Here is a 21,943-nt window from a genome sequence, read left to right as displayed (position 1 = left end):
CTTTCACCCGGGGCGTCAGGGCCTCAGGGCTTGCAGGGACGGGTCTCGGTCCGGCCGGCCGGCAGCCTCCTGGGGCGGGACGGCGACGGGGGACGGCACATCGGTTCCGATCGTCACGCCGGCCGGCTCTTGCAGGAGAGCATCGGCACTGAGGGCCCCGCAACCGGACGAACGGCCGGACGAACGGGTGCCGGGCCCCGGGGCAGGGCGGGTCGGCGGCAGCCTCGGCCGGTGCGCGGGCTAGGTTCGGGTCCGTGACCGGCAACGACGCGGTCCTGGCGCTGATGGTCGCCACGGCGCTGGGCTTCGACTTCACCAACGGCTTCCACGACACCGGCAACGCGATGGCGACCTCGATCGTCACCGGCGCCCTGCCGCCGCGCGTCGCGGTCGCGGTGTCGGCGGTGCTGAACCTGGTGGGCGCGTTCCTGTCGACCGCCGTGGCGGCGACCATCGCCAACGGCCTGGTCGCCACGGGGGAGGTGACCTTGACGGTGGTGTGCGCCGGTCTGGTCGGCAGCATCCTGTGGAACCTGGCCACCTGGTACCTCGGGATCCCCTCCAGTTCCTCGCACGCGCTGATCGGCGGGGTGGTCGGGGCGACGGTGGCGGCTGCCGGGGCCTCGGCCGTCAAGTGGCAGGGGCTGGTCTCCAAGGTGGTCGTGCCCGCGGCGCTGTCGCCGTTCATCGCCGGTGGGGTGGCCGTGGTCGGCACCCTCCTGGTCTACCGCCTCACCCGCGACGTGCCCGAAGGACCGCGCGGGCGCGGCTTCCGGCTCGGCCAGATCGGCTCGGCCTCCATGGTCTCGCTCGCCCACGGCACCAACGACGCGCAGAAGACCATGGGCGCCATCACCCTCGCCCTGATCGCCAACGGCACCCTGCCCGCCGGGGCGAAGGCACCGGACTGGGTGATCCTCTCCTGTGCGCTGGCGATCGCCCTGGGCACCTACATCGGCGGCTGGCGGGTGATCCGAGCCCTGGGCAAGGGGCTGGTGGAGATCGAACCGCCGCAGGGGATGGCCGCCGAGTCGGCCTCGGCCGCCGTGATCCTCTGCTCCACCGACTTCGGCTACTCGCTCTCCACCACGCACGTGGCCACCGGATCGATCCTGGGCTCGGGGGTCGGCAGGAGCGGCGCAGTGGTGCGCTGGCAGCTCGCCCGCCGGATGGTGACGGCCTGGCTGCTCACCCTGCCGGCTTCCGCGCTGGCCGGCGCGGTGGCCTACTGGGCCGCGAACGGGATCGGCGGGACGGTCGGCGTGGTGGTGATCGTCGGCGCGCTGGTGGTGGTGTCGGTCGCCTTCTTCGCCGCCTCCCGCCATCCGGCCGTGACACCGGAGAACGTCAACGCCGCGTGGACCGGTTCGGTGACGCCGGAGCCGGTCAAGGCCAAGGACGAGGTGAGCCCGTGAACTCCTGGATCAACCTGGACGCGCTGTGGAAGATCGTCGTGGTGGGCCTGCTCACCGGCGCCGGCCTGCCCGCGCTGTTCGCCCTCGGCCTGCGCCTGCTCAACCCGACCGGCGCGGCCGGCGAGCCCTCCGCCGTCCGGCCCTCCGCCGGGCCGGTCGGCTCCACCCTGGCGGGACTGATCTTCGCGGTGGTGCTCGCGGCGATCGGCTGGGGCATCTCCGTCATCGTCGGCCACCGCTGACCGCCCGCCGTCCAGGCCGTCTCGGCGAATGCCGATCCCGCTCGTCACTGCGGGTGCTGTCGTGCTTCGTCCGTCCCCTGCCGTCCGTCCCCTGCCGTCCGTCCCCGCCGTCCGCCCGGAGCGCACCACCAAGCTGCCGCGGTAACGCACCTCGGAACTCGGGGAACATCCAGGGCGCATCGTGATCCGATGGGCGTCCGGACTCCGGCCGCATGCCTGACCTGCCGCCGGCGTCTTCACCATGTCGGCGGTCAATCCCGCCTGCCGATCATCCGACAGGGCGAGGAGCGCATCATGCCGGTGGACGAGGGCTTGACCAGGCGGGAGAACCAGCCGGGGGCGGGCGAACGGGTCCGTACGGGCCGACGCAATCGGGTGCGGCCGGACGGCGAGCTCGTGGCCGACCCGGGGCGGGGGCTGTTCTGGGGGAACCGGGGCTCGCTGCTCGGCGCTGGCGGCCAGCCGACGCGCAAGCCGTCGACGCGGGCCTGGGTCTGCTGCGTGCTGGAGTTCAAGGACTGGTGGCGGGTTCAGTGGCAGCCGGGCCGGCTGACGGAGCTGTACTTCCTCGACGAGGCCACGGCCCTCGCCGCCGGGCACCGGCCGTGCGGGCTGTGCCGCGTCCCGGACTACCGGCGGTTCCAGCGCAGTTGGGCCGACACCCTGGGAGACGGCCTTCCCGGCGCGCCGGAGATGGACAGCAGGCTGCAGGCGGACCGGAGAACGCCCGACGGGCGCCAGCGCACCTTCCGGGCGGCGGCCGGCGACCTGCCGGACGGCGCGTTCGTCCGCCTGGACGGCGAGGCCGGGCTGATGCGGCAGGGGTACTGGCGGCCCTGGTCGATGGCCGGGTACGGCGCGGCGCGGGCGGTCGCCCCGGACCTTCGGGTGGAGGTGCTCACCCCCGCGGTGACAGTGCAGGTGCTGGTCGGCGGGTACGCGCCCGTCCTGCACCCGTCCGCCGGATGAACGGGAGTGGCTGCGGCTGAGGCCCGCGCCGGGCACGTTCCCACCGGGTGAAACTCGGATCTCACGTTCTCGGCACCCGCACCGTCTTCCAGGTGAGACAGCAGGTGCAGAAGGCGGCCGGGCACGGTGACGACCCGAAGAAACCGGGCGGAGGCCGCCGGACTTGGAGGAGGGCAGTGCCGGCCGCGACCGGCCGGCTGTTTCGGGAGCTCGAACACATCGGTTCGGATTCAAGGTCTACGGCAGGGCGAGGATGAGGGAACCGTTCGAGAAGGCGGTCGAGCAGCACGGCGCGACCGTGCTGCGGGTGTGCCGGGCGCTGCTGGGGACACACGACGCAGACGACGCCTGGTCGGAGACGTTCCTGGCGGCGATGCGGGCTTGGCCGGGGCTGCCGGAGACGGCGAACGTGGAGGCGTGGCTGGTGACGATCGCCCGGCGCAAGGCGATCGACGCGCTGCGCGCCGCCGGACGCCGGCCGCTGCCGGCCGAGGAGTTGCCGGAGGCGCCCAGTTCGCTGGGCGTTCCGGGCGCTGACGACGGGGAGCTGTGGGAGATGGTGGGGCGTCTTCCCGGCAAGCAGCGGCAGGCGGTCACGTTCCGCTATCTGGCCGGGATGTCGTACGACGAGATCGCGGCGGTCCTGGGCGGGAACACCGCGGCGGCGCGCCGGGCGGCGGCGGACGGTCTGAAGAATCTACGAAAACACTATCCGGGCGCGACTTCGAGAGGAGCATCTACATGAGCGGCATCCGATCCCACGATGACGTCCTGAGCGTGCTGTCGGCTCCCGTCGACGCCGGGACCCTGGCCCGGCTGCACCGCCGGCTGGAGGCCGAGGCCCAGGCCGCCGCCCTGGTCGACATCGCCTACACCGTCGTCGACTCCCCGGTCGGCCCCCTGCTGCTGGCCGCCACCGACCGGGGCCTGGTCCGTGTCGCCTTCGCGGTCGAAGGCCACGACCAGGTCCTTCAGGCCCTGGCCGACAAGGTCAGCCCGCGCATCCTGCGCGCCCCCGGCCGGCTGGACACCGCCGCCCGGGAGATCGACGAGTACTTCGACCACCGCCGTCGCGCGTTCGACCTGCCGCTGGACCTGTCCCTGTCCAAGGGCTTCCGGCAACTGGTCCAGCAGCACCTGCCGGAGATCGGCTACGGCCAGACCCGCAGCTACCGCCAAGTCGCCGAACTGGTCGGCAGCCCCAAGGCGGTGCGGGCGGTCGGCACGGCCTGCGCGACCAACCCGCTGCCGGTGGTCGTCCCCTGCCACCGGGTGCTGCGCACCGACGGCACCCTCGGCGGCTACATCGGCGGCCTGGAGGCCAAGACCGCACTACTGGAACTGGAGGCCGCGGCATGACCGCCACCGCTGCGAGGGCGAACACGAGGGTGACGGCTCCCGGCGCGGACGCCGCCACCGGATCCGGGCCGTGGGCCGGCCGGGCCGAGAGCGCCGACTGGGACGCGGTGGCCGCCGAACTCGACGCGCTCGGAGGCGCGTTGCTGCCGCAACTGCTCACCCCGGACGAGGCCGGCCGACTCCGGGACCTGTACGGGCGGCCCGAGCTGTTCCGTTCCACCGTCGACATGGCCCGGTACCGGTTCGGGGCCGGCGAGTACAAGTACCTCCACGCCCCCTACCCCGAGCCGGTCGAGCAGCTCAAGCAGGCCCTGTACCCGCGGCTGCTGCCCATCGCCCGCACCTGGTGGGAACGGCTCGGCCGCACCGCGCCGTGGCCGGACACCCTGGACGAGTGGCTGCAGATGTGCCACGCGGCCGGGCAGTCCAAGTCCACCGCGATCCTGCTGCGCTACGGCGCCGGGGACTGGAACGCGCTGCACCGTGACCTGTACGGCGACCTGGTGTTCCCGTTGCAGGTCGTGATCAACCTGGACCGGCCCGGCACCGACCACACCGGTGGGGAGTTCCTGCTGGTCGAGCAGCGCCCCCGCGCCCAGTCCCGCGGCACCGCCACCCTGCTCCCGCAGGGCCACGGCTACGTGTTCACCACCCGCGACCGGCCCGTGCGCTCCGCGCGCGGCTGGTCCGCCGCCCCCGTCCGGCACGGCGTCTCGGCGCTCCGCTCCGGGCACCGGCACACCCTGGCCCTGGTCTTCCACGACGCCGCCTAGCATCCCCGGCGGCCGCCGTCGGTCTGTCCGCATTCACCGCGTCCGCCCGCCTGCCCGCTCCTGCCGGCCGGGCGCGGTGCGCCACCTGGACCTCTGCCGGTCATCGAAGAGCGCTGACGAAGAAGGCACCCCATGAATCCCCTGACCAGCCCCCTGCTGACCGACCCCCCACCGCCGGGCCCCGACCTGGCAGTCACCGACACCGAAGTCACCGTGCTGGTCGCGCTGGCCCAGGCGCGCGGCGCCCGGAGCATCGCCGTCGGCTCCGGCCGGACCCCGGCCGCGCTGGCAGGCGCCGACGCGATCACCCGGGCCTGGCAGGCCGCCGGCGGCGTCGTGGCCGCCACGACCACCTGGCCGGAGACCGCAGCCTCCTGGCTGTGCCAGGCCCGCCACTTCGCCGACGCGCCGGCCGACGTGTGGGTGATGACCGGCCCGGAGGTCGGCTGGGCCCAGGTGGCCCGGCGGCTGCTGTGGTCCACGTCCTGGCGGCCCGACCGCACCCTGGCCACCGCCGCCATCGGCCGCCCCGCCACGCTGGCCCTGGTCGGCGCCCGGCAGCTGCGCGGCCTGACCGGAGCCGACGCGAACGGCGCCACCTGGATCGTCACCGACGACGGCGACCTCACGGTCACCGGCCCCGGCCCCGGCATATCACGGTGACGGCGCTGTCCGACCTGCCGGAGGTGCCGCGCGATGCGGTCGGCCCCGCCCCCTGGGGCACTCCTGTTGCCCCAGGACCCCCGCACTCCTCGTGATCCCGCGTATCCACGCGCCTTTCGGGAATCCTGCCCGGCCGCTCCGCCGTCCTGCCCGGCCGACTGCTGCCGGAACGCGTCTCACGTTTCGGTGCGCCCGCGCGTCTTCACCACAGACAGCAGGCGCAGAGAGGAGATCGACATGGACGTCCGGCACGCCTACGTGGACAGCCCGGTGGGACGGCTCCTGGTCGTCGCCGGCGACAACGCCTTGATCGGGCTCTACTTCCCGGGCTACCGGTACACGCCCCGGCCCTCGGCGTGGGGCCGGCGAGCCGACACCTCGGCCGACCCGGTGCTCGCCCAGGCCCGCAGCGAACTCGACGAGTACTTCGCCGGAAAGCGGCAGGTGTTCGACGTCGCGGCGGCGACGAACGGCGACGAGTTCCAGGAACAGGTCTGGGCGCAGCTGCGCCAGATCCCGTACGGCGCGCGGATCACCTACGGCGACATCGCGGTCGAGCTGGGCAGCAAGGGGTTCGCGCAGTCCGTGGGCCAATCCGTGGGGCGCAACCCGGTGAGCATCGTCATCCCCTGCCACCGGGTGGTGGGCGCGGGCGGCAAACTCACCGGATTCGGCGGCGGACTGGAGCGCAAGCAGCTCCTGCTGGACCTGGAGGAGCCGGTCGAGACCCGGGCCGGACGACTGTTCTAGCCGCGCCCCGGCCGGGCGGCCCGACCGCGAACGCCCGGCACCCCCTGCCCCTTTGAAGAACAGCGAGGAACCCTTCCCCGATGGCCAGCGACACCGTCCCCGCCCTCGCCCCCGAACACCCCGTCGACCCCGGGGTGGTGATCGGCGAGGACGGGCTCGCCCGCCCCGCGTGGGCCGGCACCGATCCGCTGCTCCGCGAGTACTACGACACCGAGTGGGGCATGCCCGTGCGCGACGAGCGCGGCCTGTACGAACGCATCAGCCTGGAAGCCTTCCAGGCCGGGCTGTCGTGGGCGACGATCCTGCGCAAGCGCCCGGCGTTCCGCGCCGCGTTCGACGACTTCGACCCCGACCGGGTCGCCGGCTACGGCGACACCGACGTCGAACGCCTCATGGCCGACGCCGGGATCGTCCGCAACCGCGCGAAGATCCTCGCGGCCGTGGCCAACGCCCGGGCGACCATCCGGCTGCGCGAACACGGCGGCCTGACCGACTTCGTGTGGGGGTTCAAGCCACTCGACACCCCCAGACCGCGCACGTTCGCCGAGATCCCCACCACCTCCCCCGAATCGCAGGCCCTGTCCAAGGCCCTGCGCGCGCAGGGGTTCGCGTTCGTCGGCCCGACCACCATGCACGCCCTGATGGAAGCCATCGGCATCATCGACACCCACCTGCTGGACTCCCACCGCCGCGGTTCCTCCGGAATCTGGCCGGCATGACCGCCTCACCACCCAGCACCCCTGCTCGCTGGGGCCGTTCGGCCACCACACGGCCCGCCACGTCCCCCGTGTGGCGGGCCGTGTCCGTCGAGCCGCCGCCTGGAGGCGACGGGCGATGGGACGTTCGCCGTCATCATCACGCTGCTCGTGTTCCCGATCCACCGCACCCGGGAGGGCCGGTGCGGTGATCCTGGTCCCGAGTGGGTGTCACATGACGCGCTTCATGACGATCATGTGGCGTTTGAAGGGGGCGGTGTCGCTGCCCCAGGAGAGGACGGCGAAGACCTCGCCGCCGGGGAAGCCGTGGATCTCGGGTGCGGCGTCGGAGGGGGAGGGGCCGCCGGTACTGTGGGACCAGCCGGACCAGGTGTTGCCGCCGTCGGTGGAGCGGTTGAGGTAGAGCTGGTGGTCGTTGGGGCTGATGCAGCCGATGGCCATGTTCTGCTGGGCGGCGTAGCCCGGGTCGAAGGGACTGGTCGCGAGGTGTCCTGGGTCGCCGCCGCGGCCGATCGCGAGCGACTCGCACCGGCCGCCGCCGGGCAGTTCGGTGTACCGGGCGTTCCTGCCGTCGCCCGGGCGGGTACGGGCGATGCGGACCGAGTTGGTCAGGCCCCGTGAGACGTAGAACTCCTGCTCTCCGGCGGTGAAGGTGAAGTTGCTGGTGATGCGCACGGCCCGGGCGTTGCCCGGCATCAGCTGCCAGGCGCCGTTCCCGTGCCGCCACCAGATCCGGTCATCCTCGCCGCGGGCGGCCTCGTACGTCTCGTTGTCGTGCCACAGGGCGGTCATGGCCGACGGGGAGCGTGCGGGGCCGCCCTCGTTGATCCAGTTGCCCTCGGTCGTCGCCGCCGCGGCGGGCGAGGCCGTGAGCCCCACCGCCAGGCTGAGCCCGGCCAGCACCGCCACTGCCACGCGCGGTGCGCGGGCGACAACGGCACGGCGGCCGCGCATGCGTTCCGATCCCATCGGACCATCTCCCTCCTCCGGGCGCCTCGACGTGGTGCACGCCGGGGCGCGCCGCAATCCGAGGCGGAACTTCCGCCCGGAGCCCGGACATTAGCGCCGGCGGGAGCCGGTGACGGTGCCGTCAGCGGGGGCTTGCCCGCCGGTGCACGCGAAGACCGGCCAGCTGCCCGGGGCGTGGTTACGCGGCCGCAACGAGGTGGGTGCCGAAGAAGCCGGCCAGCCTCGCGACGGCGGGGGTGACGAACTCGTCCTTGTCGTAGAGGTCGACGTGCGACGCGCCGTCGATCCAGTGGAGTTCCTTCGGTCCAGTCGAGCGCTGGAAGGCCCGCACGCTCATCCAGGCGGTCACCGCCTCGCGGCCGGCGACCATGAGCAGCGGGCGCGGGGCGAGCAGGGGCAGGGCGGCGAAGGTGTCGAAGGCCGCGATGCGGTCGATGCTGGACCAGGTCAGGGCCTTGGCCGCCCGGGGGTGTTCGGCGCGGGGCGTGCAGTAGTACTCCCAGCCGTCGTGGACGTGCGGGCCGCCGCGGTGGGCCTCCTCCTCGGTCGCGGGGAAGATCGGGAAGGTCCGGACGCCCCCGTCCCGGGCCTCGGCGGTGCGGGCCGCCGCAGCGGCTTCGAGCATGGCCCGGAAGACGGCCGGATCCTGGGTGCCGTTGGCGCCGTCGCGGAACTGACGGGCCATGTCGGTGGCGCTGACGGTGGCGACGGCCCTGATCCGCTGGTCGGTCGAGGCGGCGGCCAGGGCGTAGCCGCCGGAGGCGCAGATGCCCAGCGCCCCGATCCGGCCCGGGTCGGCCTCGGCGCGGGTGGTGAGGAAGGAGACGGCGGCCTTGAGGTCCTCGATCCGGTGCGCCGGGTCCTCCAGGCCGCGCGGCTCGCCCTCGCTCGCGCCCTGGAAGGCGGCATCGAAGGCGAGGGTGACGAAGCCGCGCTCGGCCAGGCGCCGGGCGTACAGGCCAGCGGCCTGCTCCTTCACCCCGCCGCCGGGGTGGCCGACGACGATCGCCGGGCGGGGGCTGCCGGTGCCGCCGTCGTCGGGGGTGTACAGGTGGCCGGCGAGGTCCAGGCCGGCGCTGGGGAAGGTCACATCGGTGATCACGGTGCTGCTCCGGTCGTCGTGCGACGGGCGGGTCGGCGCGGGGCCGGCTCCGGGGCCCTCTTCGGTGGCCGCTCCTCCACCGTGGCGCCGGGGTGTGCGGGGGTGCCAGGGAGGACGCTGCCTATGCACGCCGGTACCAGGTACGAGGCCGCTCCCGTGCCGGACACTGGAACCATGACCGTCCGTGACCAGCCCTCCCGCGACAACGAGCTGGGGGACTTCCTGCGCGCCCGCCGCGCCGCCCTCGACCCCCACGGGGCCGGCTTCCCCGACGACGGACGGCTGCGCCGGGTGCCGGGCCTGCGCCGCGAGGAACTGGCGCAGCTCGCCCACGTGAGCGTCGACTACATCGTCCGCCTGGAGCAGGGACGTACCCGGCGCGTCTCCCGGTCGGTCCTCGACGCGCTCGCCGACGCGCTGCGCCTGGCGCCGGACGAACGCGCCTACCTCTTCGCGTTGGTCGACGCGGCCCCGGCACCCGCCGCCCCACCGTCCGGCCGCCCGCCCGTGGACCCGCAACTGCGGCAGCTCCTGGCGACCATGCACGACGTTCCCGCCATGGTCCTCAACCGGCGCCTGGACGTCCTGGCCTGGAACCACGCGGCCACTGCCCTGCTCACCGACTTCGGCGCACTCGCCCCCGGGGAGCGCAACCTGATCCGCCTCACCTTCCTCGACGACGCCTACCGCGCGCTGTACGCGGACTGGCCCCGCGCCGCGCGCGACTGCGTCGCCACGCTGCGCATGGAAGCCGGCCGCCGCCCGGAGGACCGTGAACTCACTTCACTGATCGGTGAGTTGACAGCCTGCGACGCGAACTTCCGGGCCTGGTGGGCCGACCACCGAGTGCGCGGCCCCCGGCAGCTCACCAAGACCTACGCCCACCCGCTGGCCGGCCCCCTGACCCTCGACGTCCAGCAGTTCACCGTCGACACCCGGCCCGACCAGCAACTCATCGCCTACACCGCCCCTCCCGGCTCCCCGGCCCACGAGGGACTGCGATTCCTCCTCCAGTGGGTACCTGCTCCGCGCGGGTGACGCTCGTGTGCGGAGCCTGCACGGAACCGTCGTTGGACGGGCGTTCGCCGACCTGTGGCGGCGCAGCAGCGAGGGCATGCCCCTGCGGTGGCGCCATCGCCCCGCCGAGCACTGGCGCCGGTACCGCCAGGGGTACGTCACCGAGGCGGAACACCGGCGCCGAGGGGCCGTGCCCACGGTCGAGGAGCACCTGCGGCTGCGCGGGAGACGATCGGCGCCCATCGGACGGTGGACCTGGCCGAACCGATCGGCCACATCGAGGTTCCGGAACCAGCCCACATGGAACGGCTGTTGACGGACACGCGGCAGATCGCGCAGCGCGACGCCCCGGCACGGGCTCTGACAGGCCCATGCCGGGGCGGGGGTGGACTGCTTGCGGTCGAATCTCCCGGTCACACGTACTTGTAGCCCGAGACAGTCCCGGTCAGGTTGGCGATACCCTCGCCGGGCCCAACTGTCGCGACGAGGTTGGAGCCGAAGCAGTTGCCGTCGTACAGGCTGATCGTGTAGCGGGTGTTATTCCACACGCTGAGCGGATGGTTGTAGTTGCCCCCGTAGGAGTCCGCGTCGTGGCATCCGAACGACGGCGGCTCGAAGTCCCACCAGTCGCCGCCGTAGTCGGCGCCTTTGTAGAAGCAGATCTTGTTGGCGCGGCAGTTGCTGGACGCGGCCTTGGTGGACGCATGTTCGGTGCTGGCGTGTACCGCTGGAGCTGTGGCGATGAGCCCGGCCGCCAAGGACAGAGTGGCGGCCAGAGTGGCCAGTCGGCGCATGGATGCGCTCCCTTCTTCGCCAATAGATTGCTGGCAAACCTGCGGTTTCCACGGCTGAAGCGCCTGGGGGTCGCTCAGTCGGACTAACCAATTCGCATAGGCGTGCCCTTGCGTACGCCGCCCCGCACGGTTCGTCCCTGCGCTACCACCTCTTGACAGCCCGGAGGTGCGCGCCGTGCCACATGAGCCCCGCGCGCCACGCCCGGCGCCGGGCCGGCTGTCACTGGACAGCACGTCGCCCCGGCGCGGGACGTGAGAGCAACGATCACAGCGCCGTGATCAGCAGCGCCGACAGCCACAGGCGCAGGATGTGCCACGCCTGGACGACCTGGAACCGGCGCTCTGATCGCGGAGTCGGGGAGCAACTCCGTGAAGTTCTCCCGCCGTTCAACATGGCGGTACTCGGCGAGGGATAGCATCTGCGACATCTAGATGTGTAGATGTCCTGTCGGGGCCTCGGTGGGACCTGCGCGGCTTCCTGGTGAAGTAGGCCCACTCGAACCATGGGCGCCCGCACACCTTCTGACCAGTAGTCACGAGAATGGGAAGGGACCCCCGATGACCCCCACGAAGACCGCCGGCGTCGCAGCCGCGGCCTGCCTCGCCCTCACCACTGCACTGGCCCTGGCCAACCCGGCCCAGGCGTCCCCGATCCAGGGCGCCTATGTCGCCCTGGGCGACTCCTACACCGCCGTCGGAACACTGACCGCCCCCGCCCCCGGCACACCGTCCGCCTGCCGCCAGGGCGTCGACAACTACCCCCACGTCGTGGCCCGGAACCTCGGGCTGCAACTCGCCGACGTCAGCTGCTCCGGCGCGCAGGCCCGAGACATGACGCTCGCCCAGTCGCCGGACTCACCGCCGCAGTTCGACGCGCTGACCCCGTCCACATCGGTGGTCACCCTGGGCATAGGAGGAAACGACAACAACACCTTCAGCACTGCCGTCCGCGGCTGCGAGGTCATCGACGCGCTCAACGTGTTCGACATCGGTTCGCCGTGCGCGGACTTCTACAAATCGACCTTCGCCGACGCCATCGCCTCGGACGAGGCGAACATCGCCGGGGCCCTCCAGCAGATCCACCGACTCTCGCCGCAGGCCAAGGTCTTCGTTGTTGGCTACCCGGACATCCTGCCGCAGAGCGGCAACTGCCGGCCGCAACTGACCCTCACCACCAAGGACACCGCCTACCTCGACGGCATCGAACTGGCCCTCAACTCCATGCTGCGGCACGCCGCCCAGGGCAACGACGCCACCTACGTCGACACCTACACCCCGAGCGTCGGGCACGACGCCTGCCAGAGCGCGTCCACCCGCTGGATCGAGCCGCTCGTCCCCGCCGGCGCCTACGCGCCGTTCCACCCGAACGCGGTCGGTCAGCAACACGCCGCTGCGGCCGTCGAAGCCGCGCTGCGGGCCGCCGGCGTCAGCTGAGGGCCGAGGCCGCAGACCGCAACGGGTCGATGGCCCGGCGGCCTCACCGAGGCTGCCGGGCCACCGGGCCCTCGCCCCCGACGTCCCGGTTGTTCCGGTCAGGCCTGGTCACACCTGGTCGCACCTGGTCGCAGCCTCAAATGCGGCCCGGATCACTTGCGACGGGAGGGAGGTGGCGGGAGGGAGGTGGAAGTCCCCGCGCAACGAGGCGCGCCTCAGCCGCTGGTATCCGCGCCGCCCGAGTCCTGGTCCGCCTGGCGCCACTCGCGGTAGCGCATCACGAAGCTGGCGTTCTCGCCGTAGATCCGCCGGCGTACGTAGAGGATCGGCCGTCCGTCCGGTGCGCAGCTGACCCCCTCGCGCAGGAGCAGCGGACTGCCGGCCGCGACGTCGAGCCGCTGCGCGTCGGCGATGTCGGCGGCGATCGCGCTGAACGAGCGCCAGTCGTATTCAAGTTCGATACCGATCGCCTCGGCCACCGCCACCGTGGTGTTCCGCGACTCCGTCGACTCCGCGAAGCCTGTGGGCAGCAGGTGCGTGGCCACCCAGTAGCTGTTCACTGCCCAGGGCTGGGCGGAGATCACGATCACGGTGTCGATGCGGGTCAGTGCGCTCGTGGGCAGCCGCAGGTGCTCGGCCGCCTGCCGGTCGGGCGCCGTGTCCGAGCCGACCGACACCTCCACGGCCCGTTCCTCGGTGCCCTTCAGGCCGCGCACGGGCACGGGCACGCTCTGGCTGCCGACATCGAGGCGGGCGCTGTTCGGGTCGACATCGATCGTGGCCCGCACGACCGGCCGGCGTACGAAGGTGCCGACCCCCCGCCGGATCTCGATCGCGCCCGCGCGGTCGAGCTCGGCGATCGCCTGGCGGACGGTCAATCGGTTGGCGCCGAATTGCCCGCACAGCTCCGGCTCGCTCGGCAGTCGGGAGCCCGGGGGGTACTCGCCGGTGTCGATGCGCTCCTGGATGGCGCGGGCGAACTGGAGGTACAACGGACCGTTGTTTCGTGGTGTCGGCACGTGGCGAATCCTACGGATCCGGCGCCCTGGGTCCAGTCCGGGTTCGCATCCGTGAAGTTCTCCTGCTGTTCAACCGGGTGCGGCTCGGCGAGGGATAGCATCTTCGACATCTAGACGGCTAGACATCTAGATGCCTGGCCGGAGCCCCCAGCAGGCCCTGCACAGCCGCCTGGTGAAGAGCCCCGCCCCCCGGCACCCCCATCGAATGAATCGCAACACCACGACAACCCCGACGGGCAGGCCGACACCATGCACCACCAGCACGATCCGCACGCCTGGATCACCACACCCATCACCGCGAACCTCCTGCGCGGAGCCCTCGACCTGGAGCAGACCGAGCGCGGCCTGCTGCCGCACCGACTGCCCGCCTGGGCCCGCGCCCAGTGCGCCGACCCGCAGCTGGCCAGGGCAGAGTCCCAGCCCTCCGGAGTACGGCTGGCCTTCCGCACCCGGGCCACCGCCGTCGAACTGGACACCCTGCCCACCAAGACCGCCTACGTGGGTGCCCCGGCGCGCCCGGACGGCGTCTACGACCTGCTCGTCGACGGCCGCCTGGCCGGTCAGGCCGTCGTGACCGGCGGCGACACGCTGACCATCGACATCACCACCAGGACCGCCGAGCGCCGCCCGGGCACCGCCGGCACCCTCCGCTTCAGCGACCTGCCCGACCGGGCCAAGGACGTCGAGATCTGGCTGCCGTACAACGAGACCACCGAACTCGTCGCACTGCGGACCGACGCCCCCATCCAGCCCGTGCCGGACCGAGGCCGCAAGGTGTGGCTGCACCACGGAAGTTCCATCAGCCACGGCTCCGACGCCGCCAGCCCCACCAGCACCTGGCCCGCCCTGGCCGCTGCCCTCGGCGACGTGGAACTGATCAACCTGGGCCTGGGCGGCAGCGCCCTGCTCGACCCCTTCACCGCGCGCACCATGCGGGACACCCCCGCCGACCTGATCAGCGTCAAGATCGGCATCAACGTGGTCAACCACGACCTGATGCGCCTGCGTGCTTTCACCCCCGCCGTCCACGGCTTCCTCGACACCATCCGCGACGGCCACCCCCGAACGCCCCTGCTCGTCGTCTCGCCCATCCTGTGCCCCATGGTCGAGGACACACCCGGCCCCAGCACGATCGACCTCACCGCTCTCAGCACCGGACAACTCCGCTTCCGGGCAACGGGCGACCCCGCGGAGCGCGCGAGCGGAAAGCTGACGCTGGGCGTCATCCGGGACGAGCTGGCCCGCATCGTCGAACAGCGGGCAGCCGACGACCCGAACCTCCACTTCCTCGACGGCCGCGACCTCTACGGACCGGCCGACGCCGCCGGCCTCCCGCTGCCCGACCAACTCCACCCGGACGCCGCCACCCACCAGCACATGGCCCAACGCTTCGCCACCCTCACCTTCACCACCCCGGGCCCCTTCAGCCACTGGCCGGAGCGGTGCCGTTCGGCCGGTTCGGCCGTGCGGTGTGGATGTAGTTGAGGAGTATGCCGGTGAAGGGCTCGGGGACTGGGGTGGGTGGATCGCCGAGCCGGAGTGCGACCTGATCGGCTTCGTACTGGACCTCGCGGATGGGTGAGCCGGACCAGCCGCCGGATGGGCTGGGCATAGCGCAGGATCAGTGCGGTGGCGACCCCCTCCATGGGCGGGAGCTCGTCGCTGATCACGACCTTGCGGATCAGGGCGATGCGCCGGTGCCGGCTGACCGGGCCTGGGGCGGATTCTCGGAGAAGCCGGGAAGCCGAGCAGCGTCCTCGTTCCCGCGCGAGGTTCAGCGCGAGCCGGCACAACCAGGTGCGGTAACAGCCGACTTGTCGGTATTCGACCGGCCCTGACGGGAGCTACGCGGCCGTCGAACCATCCCCCTGCGAGGCCGGGTTGAGGGCGGCGTAGTGTGCGCAGTGTGAAAGAACTGATCTTCCGGGGAAAAGACAGATTCCGCCCAGACTGGTCCGATCTCGGGCCGGTGCTCATCGTCGTCACGGTCGAACTCGTCGCCGGCCACCTGAAGTTCCACCTCGGCCTCGGCCCCATGCTCCTACTCGTCGGCGGGACCGTGGTACTGGCCGCCGCGAGCCGCCTCATCTCCATGCGGTACTGGAGCAGGGTCGGCACCGACGGAGTCACCATCTGCTGGGGGTTCGGCCGTGGCCGCACCTACTCCTGGCAACAGATCTCCTGGATCGACGTGTCGGAGTTCCAAGGCCGCGGCGCGCCCACACGTGTGGCCCGGATCCACACCACCGATGGCCGGCGCCACTGGATGTCCACTGTGATGGCCAGCGACCTCCACCCGTCGGAGGACTTCGACGCCGACTTCCGGCGGGTCGTCGACTGGTGGAAGCACAACACCAGTCCGAGCCAGCGCGTCCTGCCGGAGAAGCGGTTCCGGGACCGGCTGACGCCCGTGAGGGTCGCGGTGCTGTGCACCATCGCCCTCGCCGTCGTCCTCTTCGTCTTCACCGTAGTGCTGGCCCAGTAGCCACCTGAACGCGTCGGCCCGGCTCCCCGGCGGGCGTTGGGCCGTGGCGCTGCCATGGGGAGATCGGTCGGTCCTGTCAGCGAGCCGGTGGGGTGAGGGCGGTGCGGTCGAACGGGCCGCCGTGTGAGGCGGCGTACGTGACGGCGTCGTTGACGGCGCTGAGGCCGAACGACCGGACCCGTTCGGGGGCGAGGTCCAGGGTGCCCGAGGCGAGGAGCCGGATGAGGCCGACGTTCGCCGTACGCGGGTACATCCACTGGCCGCGCACGGTGACCGAGTTGCGCATGATCCACGGGTACGGGAGCGCGAGGTCGTCGCCGCCGAGCATGCCGACGCCGCCCATGAGAACGACGCGGCCGTACTCGCGCACGGTCATGGCTGCCGTGCGCGCCGCCGAGTTGGGTGCGCTCGGCGGCAGCAGGTCGATCACCATGTCGATCGGGCCGCCGCCCGCCGCGGACATCGCCGCGCGGTCGCCGGCCTCGTCCCCGCTCAGCGGGACCGGGCGCACCCGCGGACCGAACCGGTCGGCGAGGAGGTCGAGCGCGGCCCGGTTGCGGCCGGGGGCGACCACGCGGCCCGCCCCCATGGCGAGCGCGACCGCGACCGCACTGCTGCCGAGGTTGCCGGTGGCCCCGCTGACGAGCAGCGTCTCACCGGCTGCGAGCCCGCCGGCCAGCAGCCCGCCGTAAGGGATGACGTGCACGCCGAGCGCGGCCCAGCGCGCCGGGTCGTCCCCCGCCGCCGCGGGCAGCGGGAAGACGTTCTCCGTCGGGACCCGCATGAGTTCGGCGAACGACCCGTCGTGCAGGTGCCGGGCGAGCCGCGCGCCGCCCTCGCCGCGGGAGCTCCAGCCCTGGAGCGTGATGTCGGGCGTCAGGGCGTCGTCCCGCGAGCGCACCGTGCAGTCGCACCACACCAGGTCGCCGGGGCGCAGCCGGGTGGCGTCCGGGCCCACGTGGACGACCCGTCCCACCCCGCCGATCCCGGGTACGACGGGAGGGGCCAGGGGGTAGTTCCGCTCGCCGCTGAAGACCTCGGCCGCGTACGGGGCCACGCAGGTGGCGAGTACCTCGACCACCACCTCGCCGCCGCCGGCCTCGGGGTCGGGCACCTCCCGCACCGTGAGCGGGGCGCCGAACTGCGTCAGGACTGCTGCTCGCACGTGATGACCTCCGTGTTCGTCCGTGTTCATCGTGTTCGTCGTGTTCGACAGTAGGAGCCCGGGGGGAATGCGGGAAGCGACGAACAGGCATCCGTGATATGCGTATGCCGCATGGACATCTCCAGCACGGGCCTGCGGGTCCTGCAACAGATCGCCGAGTCCGGCAGCTTCACCGCCGCAGCCGCCCGGCTCGGCTACACCCAGTCGGCGGTCTCACGCCAGGCCGCCTCCCTCGAACGAAGCGCGGGCGCCACCCTGTTCGAACGCCGCCCCGCTGGGGTGCGGCTCACCCCAGCGGGCCTGACCCTGCTACGCCACGCCCGCACGATCCTGGACTGCCTGACGGCGGCCGAGCGCGACCTCACCGGCGCCGCCCCGCGGACCGAACTGGTGCGGCTGGGACTGTTCCTGAGCGCGGGCGCGGCCATCCTGCCTCCCGTACTCGCCCGCCTCACGGCAACCGACCCGCAGATCACGGTCACGACGACCGAGGGCACCACCCCCACCCTGGTCCGGGCACTGCGCGCGGGCTCGATCGACCTCGCCGTCCTGACGTCCCGCCCGCCCCACCGGCCCTTGGACGGCGAGTCGCCGCGCCTGCACGTCGAGACCGTCGCGGACACCGAACTGGTCGTGGCGGCGCCTTCGACCGGAGCGTTCGCCGGCCGCACCGCGGTGCACGTCGACGAACTGGCCGACGCCCCGTGGATTGCCGCCCCGGCCTCGAACTCCGAGCCACTGCTCGGCGTCTGGCCCGGCCTGCCCGCACGGCCGCACATCGTCCACAGCGCGCGCGACTGGCTGACGAAGCTCCAACTGGTCGCCGGCGGCTTCGGGGTGACAACGGTGCCCTCCCGGCTCTCCCCGGTGCTGCCGCCCGGGGTGAGCCTGCTGCACGTCGAAGGCGCACCTCCCGAGCTCCGCCGGGTCCTCGTGGCGCGACTCCCCGGCCGCCCGACCCCGCCGATCACGGCCGTCACCCGAGCTATCACCCGAGCCATCACCTCGACCGCCTGATACGTGCCGCCAGGGCCCCCGGCCCCGGTGCCGAGACCACCGACTCGCCGTGCACCAACTGTCGGCGCCCGTGTGCAACCTTCTCGGTGGTGCGGCGGTGAGTAGGGCAGAGCGATGGCCCGGTCGGGTCGTCGCGCGGACGCGAAGAGGAATCGGATGACCGTGAGCGTATTGCACATCCCAGTGGAGGACCCGCCCCCGTCCGTCACGGCACCGGCTTCCGCGGGCGGCCCCGGCCTGCGGGAGCTTGACTTCGAGGGGTTCGCCGCCGCGCGCTGGCGGCAGTTGGTGCGCACCGCCTACCTGCTCACCGGCGACTACCACGAGGCCGAGGACGTGGTGCAGGCGACGTTCGCGAAGGTCTTCAGGAACTGGTCCCGGATCAGCCGCCTGGAGGAGCCGGACGCCTATATCCGCCGGGCCCTGGTGAACAACAACCTGAGCCGTCACCGGCGGCGCCGGGTCAGGCAACTGCTCATGCCCGTCCTGCCCGATCGGGCGCACACCGCGGGCGGTGGCCACCACGACGTCGAGGAACGCTCGGTGCTGCTCCAGGCGCTGGCGGAACTGCCGCAGCGCCAGCGGGCCGTGGTCGTCCTGCGCTACTGGGAGGACATGAGCGAGTACCAGGTCGCCGAAGCGCTCGGCTGCTCGCTGGGCAATGTCAAGAGCCAGGCCAGCCGAGGCCTGGCGAAACTGCGCGGACACCCGGCGTTGGCCCCGTATGCGGCGGACACCGGTTCAACGAGCGACGGCACGAACGGAGACAACAGGTGATGGACACCGAGAACATGATGCGCGGCGCTCTGCGAGATGAAGCGGCCCGGGTCGCGGTGGCGGACTGGTCTGCCGGACCCGTGCACGTCCAGGTGCGCAAGCAGCAGCGGGGGCGCCGGGTGGCGATGGGCGCGTCGGCTGTGGTGGCCGCGCTCGCGGTGGTGGCCGGCACGGGCGCGGTACTGTCCGCGCAGCGCGCGGTCCAGACCGTCGGGCCGGCCTCGCAGGCCCTGGCCGTACCGGAGGGGCCGGCTCCCGAGGCCGTGGTGGTGGAGCCCGGCCAACAGCTGTCGTTGGGCCGCCAGGACTGGTGGATGCAACTGAACGACCAGGAGATCTGCATCCACGACGCCCCCGCCTACCGCAGCGGTCCGGGGTGCGGCGGGCACTCCTGGGCGGGCGGAGCGACCGAGATCGTCATGCAGTACTACGGGAACCCCCCGCAGTACCAGGAGGGTCTGTACAACCTCATCTACCACGGGCCCGGGCGGGTGGCCCGGATGACCATCGAGATAGACGGCCAGGTGTCCTGGTCCACCGTTGCCTCACTTCCCGGCAACCCGGGCTACGCCACCGGCTATGTCTGGGGGCCGCCCAGCCGCAAGACCCCCAACGGTTCGACGGCATACCCGTTCGAAGGCGTCAAGCTCGCCGCGTACGACGCTCAGGGGAAGGTGCTGGCGAGCAAGACGCTGACCTCCTGAATCAGACCGCCGCCGCGATCCCGGCGGTGCCCGGCCGGTCGGCCTGGTCCTCAACAGCACGCTCGGCTGGTGGTGGGCCGACCCCGCCAGCGGGTTCGTGATCGCCTTCTACGCGGTGCGCGAGGTCCGGGAGATCTTCTTCGGCGACCACTGACCTCCACCGGCCGCGCCGGTCGATACTTCAAGGGCGGGGGCCGCGCGTCGACGAGTAGTGGGTGTGGGTCCTGCGTCAACGCCTTCACCACCACGGTGGTGAAGGCGTTCTTCGCGCTCCGGGTCGTCTTCGTCGTGGACTCCGAAGGGGTCCAGCCAAGGTGAGCCCATGGGGTCGCGTCTCACCTCTCGGTGTCGCTGTCTCAGGTTCCGTTGCCGGATCCGCCGGTGGCCGACAACGAAACCTGAGACAGCCTGGCCACCGTCTGCTACGTGGCTTCGTTCACTTCAAGCGCCAGGCCGTGACGGTGAAGGCCTTCGGGGCGGATGCCGACCGGAGCACGAACGCGGCCCTGCACCTACGAGATGACCTCGGTAACGGCTCCATTCGCCACGATTCCTGGGCCGTGCTGGAACGAGAAGCGCAGGCCCTTCACCAAGACAATCTCGCGGTCCAGAGTGGCAGTCAGGTCGGTGCTCTCGCCGGGCGTTGCCCTGTCAATCCCGTCCGGCAGCTTGATGGATCCGTCGATGATGTCTTCGCGAATGACGAACTTGGGCCGATATCCCGTGGTGATGGAGACGTCGCGGCCGCCTTCGTCCGCGCTCAGCACGTAGACGTTGGCCTTGAAGGTGGTGCGTGCGGTGAAGCTGCCCGGCTTGGCCAGGACCTGGCCCGGTTCGATGTCCTTGGCGGCCACGTCACGCAGCAGCACGGCCACGGCCTTCCCGTCCTGTTCTCCGTTGGCCGTACGGTCCACCTCGACCCCTGCACATTTGGCCACGAGGGACTTGCCACCGCCGACGATCTCGACTTCGTCCCCCGCCTTGACGCTGCCGAGTTCGATGCGGCCCCGTACAACGCTTCCGCCCCCCGAGGGAGAGTGGACGTCCACGACGGACATCAGGAACGGCTCGTCGGCTGCCGCCTCGGCTGTCTCCTCTGACATAGGTGACTTCTCCTCGTGTGGGTGGTCTGTGTGGACTGCCGGTGGAATGGGCGGCAGCACCTGGTCGCAGGAGCTGCGGAACGCATGCTTGCCCCCGCCTCTTCTGGCGGTCCGTCAGATTGTGCAAATCCTTCCCCACAGTAGTCTCTTGCGGCGGACCAGACCGACCGGCACGACGACCAACAACCGTGTGCGCAGACACAGGCCAGCGGCAACCGAACCCGAGAAACTCGGCGGCAAACCCGCCTGAGCGACAACGGGATGTGAGACCAGTCAGCTTGCCTGCTCTCACATCCCGTTGCATCAGCCCAGTTCAGGCGCCATCCCACCGACAAAGATCAATTGAGGCAGGACATCCGATAACATCGTCATGTGACGATGACAACTCCCTCTCCGACTGTCGACCGGGTGGAGCTCGCGCCGGCGGCGGCCCTGTTCCGCTCGCTCGGCGATCCGGCCCGCCTGGCGATCTTGCGCCACCTCGCGGTGAGCGAGGCCCGCGTGGTCGACCTGGTCGAGCAGCTCGGCCTGGCCCAGTCCACGGTCTCCAAGCACCTGGCGTGCCTGCGCGAGTGCGGACTCGTCGACTCCCGCCCGGTCGGCCGGGCCTCGGTCTTCACACTGACCCAGCCGTCCCTGGCCGACCTGCTCGCGGCGGCCGAAACCGTGCTGGCCGCGACCGGCGACGCGGTCGCCCTCTGCCCCACCTACGGCACCCCGGACGGAGCAGGCGAATGAGCGCCCCCGAGACCAGCGCCGAGGAGCTGACCATCGCCGAGGAACCCGGCGGCTGCCACTGCGAGCCCAGCTGCACCGACGCCTGCTGCCGCCCGCCCATCGACCGGGACGACGCCTGGCACGCCGCCGCCCGCAAGGCCAAGCTGCTGTCCTGGCTGTCCCTGGCCTACATGGCCGCCGAGGGCGCGGTCGCCATCGTCGCCGCAGTGCTGGCCTCCTCCGTCGCGCTGCTCGGCTTCGGCCTGGACTCCGTGATCGAGGGCTTGGCCTCGGTGATCATCGTCTGGCGGTTCAGCGGCTCCCGGACCCTGTCCGAGGACGCTGAGGGCAAGGCCCAGAAGGCCGTGGCGGTCACCTTCTTCCTGCTCGCCCCCTACATCGCCTACGACGCGATCTCCACCCTGATCGCGGGCGAGAAGCCGTCGACCAGCTGGCTCGGCATCGCGCTGTCGGCGTCCTCGCTGATCGTGATGCCGCTGCTGGGCCGGGCCAAGCGCCGCCTGGGCAAGATCCTCGACTCCGGCGCCACCTCCGGCGAGGGCACCCAGAACCTGCTGTGCGCCTACCTGGCCGCCGCCGTCCTGGTCGGCCTGCTCGCCAACACGCTGTTCGGCCTGTGGTGGCTCGACCCCGTCGTCGGCCTCCTGGTGGCCGGCCTCGCGGTGCGCGAGGGCATCGAGGCCTGGCGCGGCGAGGAGTGCGGCTGCTGAACCACCAGCACCAACAACGCCC

Annotated in this window: 24 protein-coding genes; 18 read left to right on the top strand and 6 right to left on the bottom strand. The window is 71.9% G+C overall.

The genetic code is table 11. The features are described 5' to 3' along the window. Positions 1-254 precede the first annotated feature (254 nt). The 9 genes from A6F73_RS33530 to A6F73_RS33490 all read left to right on the top strand — a co-directional run bounded on the left by A6F73_RS33530 (position 255) and on the right by A6F73_RS33490 (position 6,890). Positions 255-1,415 (top strand): inorganic phosphate transporter, encoded by a 1,161-nt coding sequence (locus A6F73_RS33530; RefSeq protein WP_244293797.1) that lies wholly within the window; start codon positions 255-257, stop codon positions 1,413-1,415. Then, positions 1,412-1,657: a hypothetical protein gene (locus A6F73_RS33525; protein ID WP_063352128.1), complete on the top strand. Its 246-nt coding sequence runs from the start codon at positions 1,412-1,414 to the stop codon at positions 1,655-1,657. The genes A6F73_RS33530 and A6F73_RS33525 overlap by 4 nt, the downstream gene beginning before the upstream one ends. 294 nt (positions 1,658-1,951) lie before the next feature. After that, entirely contained in the window at positions 1,952-2,626 is a 675-nt protein-coding gene (locus tag A6F73_RS33520) for a hypothetical protein (protein WP_208869236.1), read from the top strand. A gap of 253 nt (positions 2,627-2,879) precedes the next feature. Beyond that, entirely contained in the window at positions 2,880-3,371 is a 492-nt protein-coding gene (locus A6F73_RS33515; RefSeq protein ID WP_063352127.1) for an RNA polymerase sigma factor, read from the top strand. After that, positions 3,368-3,985: a methylated-DNA--[protein]-cysteine S-methyltransferase gene (locus tag A6F73_RS33510; protein WP_063352126.1), complete on the top strand. Its 618-nt coding sequence runs from the start codon at positions 3,368-3,370 to the stop codon at positions 3,983-3,985. The genes A6F73_RS33515 and A6F73_RS33510 overlap by 4 nt, the downstream gene beginning before the upstream one ends. Beyond that, entirely contained in the window at positions 3,982-4,758 is a 777-nt protein-coding gene (locus tag A6F73_RS33505; RefSeq protein WP_079136489.1) for a 2OG-Fe(II) oxygenase, read from the top strand. Before A6F73_RS33510 ends, A6F73_RS33505 begins: the two co-directional genes overlap by 4 nt. Before the next feature lie 132 nt (positions 4,759-4,890). Further along, the gene (locus A6F73_RS33500) at positions 4,891-5,421 is read left to right on the top strand and encodes a hypothetical protein (RefSeq protein ID WP_063352125.1); all 531 of its coding nucleotides are present in this window, start codon (positions 4,891-4,893) and stop codon (positions 5,419-5,421) included. A gap of 237 nt (positions 5,422-5,658) precedes the next feature. Next, on the top strand, positions 5,659-6,171 hold the full coding sequence (locus A6F73_RS33495; RefSeq protein WP_063352124.1) for a methylated-DNA--[protein]-cysteine S-methyltransferase: 513 nt from the start codon (positions 5,659-5,661) through the stop codon (positions 6,169-6,171). Between the two features lie 80 nt (positions 6,172-6,251). Next, the gene (locus tag A6F73_RS33490; RefSeq protein ID WP_063352123.1) at positions 6,252-6,890 is read left to right on the top strand and encodes a DNA-3-methyladenine glycosylase I; all 639 of its coding nucleotides are present in this window, start codon (positions 6,252-6,254) and stop codon (positions 6,888-6,890) included. 207 nt (positions 6,891-7,097) lie between these two features. Here the strand turns inward: A6F73_RS33490 and A6F73_RS33485 are convergent, their stop codons facing one another. Together A6F73_RS33485 and A6F73_RS33480 are read right to left on the bottom strand one after the other, a co-directional pair. Next, positions 7,098-7,856, bottom strand: coding sequence for a hypothetical protein (locus tag A6F73_RS33485; protein ID WP_063352122.1), 759 nt, complete (start codon positions 7,854-7,856; stop codon positions 7,098-7,100). A 178-nt stretch (positions 7,857-8,034) separates the two neighbouring features. Then, positions 8,035-8,958: an alpha/beta hydrolase gene (locus A6F73_RS33480; protein ID WP_063352121.1), complete on the bottom strand. Its 924-nt coding sequence runs from the start codon at positions 8,956-8,958 to the stop codon at positions 8,035-8,037. 174 nt (positions 8,959-9,132) lie between these two features. Between A6F73_RS33480 and A6F73_RS33475 the strand changes: the two genes are divergently transcribed. Beyond that, entirely contained in the window at positions 9,133-9,996 is an 864-nt protein-coding gene (locus A6F73_RS33475; RefSeq protein ID WP_063352120.1) for a helix-turn-helix transcriptional regulator, read from the top strand. Between the two features lie 392 nt (positions 9,997-10,388). Here A6F73_RS33475 and A6F73_RS33470 read toward each other — a convergent pair whose 3' ends face one another. Then, positions 10,389-10,769, bottom strand: a complete 381-nt coding sequence (locus A6F73_RS33470; RefSeq protein ID WP_063352119.1) for a peptidase inhibitor family I36 protein — start codon at positions 10,767-10,769, stop codon at positions 10,389-10,391. A 558-nt stretch (positions 10,770-11,327) separates the two neighbouring features. Here A6F73_RS33470 and A6F73_RS33465 point away from each other — a divergent pair. After that, a complete protein-coding gene (locus tag A6F73_RS33465) occupies positions 11,328-12,203 on the top strand; it encodes an SGNH/GDSL hydrolase family protein (protein WP_063352118.1) in 876 nt (291 codons plus the stop codon). 215 nt (positions 12,204-12,418) lie between these two features. Here the strand turns inward: A6F73_RS33465 and A6F73_RS33460 are convergent, their stop codons facing one another. Continuing rightward, the gene (locus A6F73_RS33460; protein WP_079136488.1) at positions 12,419-13,222 is read right to left on the bottom strand and encodes a GntR family transcriptional regulator; all 804 of its coding nucleotides are present in this window, start codon (positions 13,220-13,222) and stop codon (positions 12,419-12,421) included. 249 nt (positions 13,223-13,471) lie between these two features. On the opposite strand from A6F73_RS33460, the gene A6F73_RS33455 reads away from it, so the two are divergent. Continuing rightward, a complete protein-coding gene (locus tag A6F73_RS33455; protein ID WP_063352116.1) occupies positions 13,472-14,707 on the top strand; it encodes a GDSL-type esterase/lipase family protein in 1,236 nt (411 codons plus the stop codon). A gap of 484 nt (positions 14,708-15,191) precedes the next feature. Continuing rightward, positions 15,192-15,707, top strand: a complete 516-nt coding sequence (locus A6F73_RS33450) for a PH domain-containing protein (RefSeq protein ID WP_063352115.1) — start codon at positions 15,192-15,194, stop codon at positions 15,705-15,707. Positions 15,708-15,783: 76 nt separating this feature from the next. Here the strand turns inward: A6F73_RS33450 and A6F73_RS33445 are convergent, their stop codons facing one another. After that, on the bottom strand, positions 15,784-16,872 hold the full coding sequence (locus A6F73_RS33445; RefSeq protein ID WP_208869235.1) for a zinc-binding alcohol dehydrogenase family protein: 1,089 nt from the start codon (positions 16,870-16,872) through the stop codon (positions 15,784-15,786). Positions 16,873-16,983: 111 nt separating this feature from the next. Between A6F73_RS33445 and A6F73_RS33440 the strand changes: the two genes are divergently transcribed. The 3 genes from A6F73_RS33440 to A6F73_RS33430 all read left to right on the top strand — a co-directional run bounded on the left by A6F73_RS33440 (position 16,984) and on the right by A6F73_RS33430 (position 19,370). Beyond that, positions 16,984-17,889 (top strand): LysR family transcriptional regulator, encoded by a 906-nt coding sequence (locus tag A6F73_RS33440; protein WP_063352114.1) that lies wholly within the window; start codon positions 16,984-16,986, stop codon positions 17,887-17,889. A gap of 237 nt (positions 17,890-18,126) precedes the next feature. Further along, entirely contained in the window at positions 18,127-18,666 is a 540-nt protein-coding gene (locus tag A6F73_RS33435; RefSeq protein WP_063352730.1) for a SigE family RNA polymerase sigma factor, read from the top strand. Then, complete coding sequence (locus A6F73_RS33430; protein WP_159398677.1) at positions 18,666-19,370, top strand: hypothetical protein; 705 nt, start codon at positions 18,666-18,668, stop codon at positions 19,368-19,370. Before A6F73_RS33435 ends, A6F73_RS33430 begins: the two co-directional genes overlap by 1 nt. A 512-nt stretch (positions 19,371-19,882) precedes the next feature. On the opposite strand, the gene A6F73_RS33425 is transcribed toward A6F73_RS33430, so the two are convergent. After that, positions 19,883-20,473 carry an EF-Tu/IF-2/RF-3 family GTPase gene (locus A6F73_RS33425; protein ID WP_063352112.1) on the bottom strand — a complete coding sequence of 197 codons (591 nt, stop codon included), beginning with the start codon at positions 20,471-20,473 and terminating at the stop codon, positions 19,883-19,885. Positions 20,474-20,851: 378 nt separating this feature from the next. Here A6F73_RS33425 and A6F73_RS33420 point away from each other — a divergent pair, with 378 nt between their 5' ends. Further along, complete coding sequence (locus A6F73_RS33420; protein ID WP_063352111.1) at positions 20,852-21,211, top strand: metalloregulator ArsR/SmtB family transcription factor; 360 nt, start codon at positions 20,852-20,854, stop codon at positions 21,209-21,211. Then, a complete protein-coding gene (locus A6F73_RS33415) occupies positions 21,208-21,921 on the top strand; it encodes a cation transporter (RefSeq protein WP_107453140.1) in 714 nt (237 codons plus the stop codon). The genes A6F73_RS33420 and A6F73_RS33415 overlap by 4 nt, the downstream gene beginning before the upstream one ends. The last annotated feature ends 22 nt before the right edge of the window (positions 21,922-21,943 follow it).

This window comes from Streptomyces sp. MJM8645 (assembly GCF_001625365.1).
GTDB lineage: Bacteria > Actinomycetota > Actinomycetes > Streptomycetales > Streptomycetaceae > Kitasatospora.
This window is presented reverse-complemented; position numbering and strand designations above follow the sequence as displayed.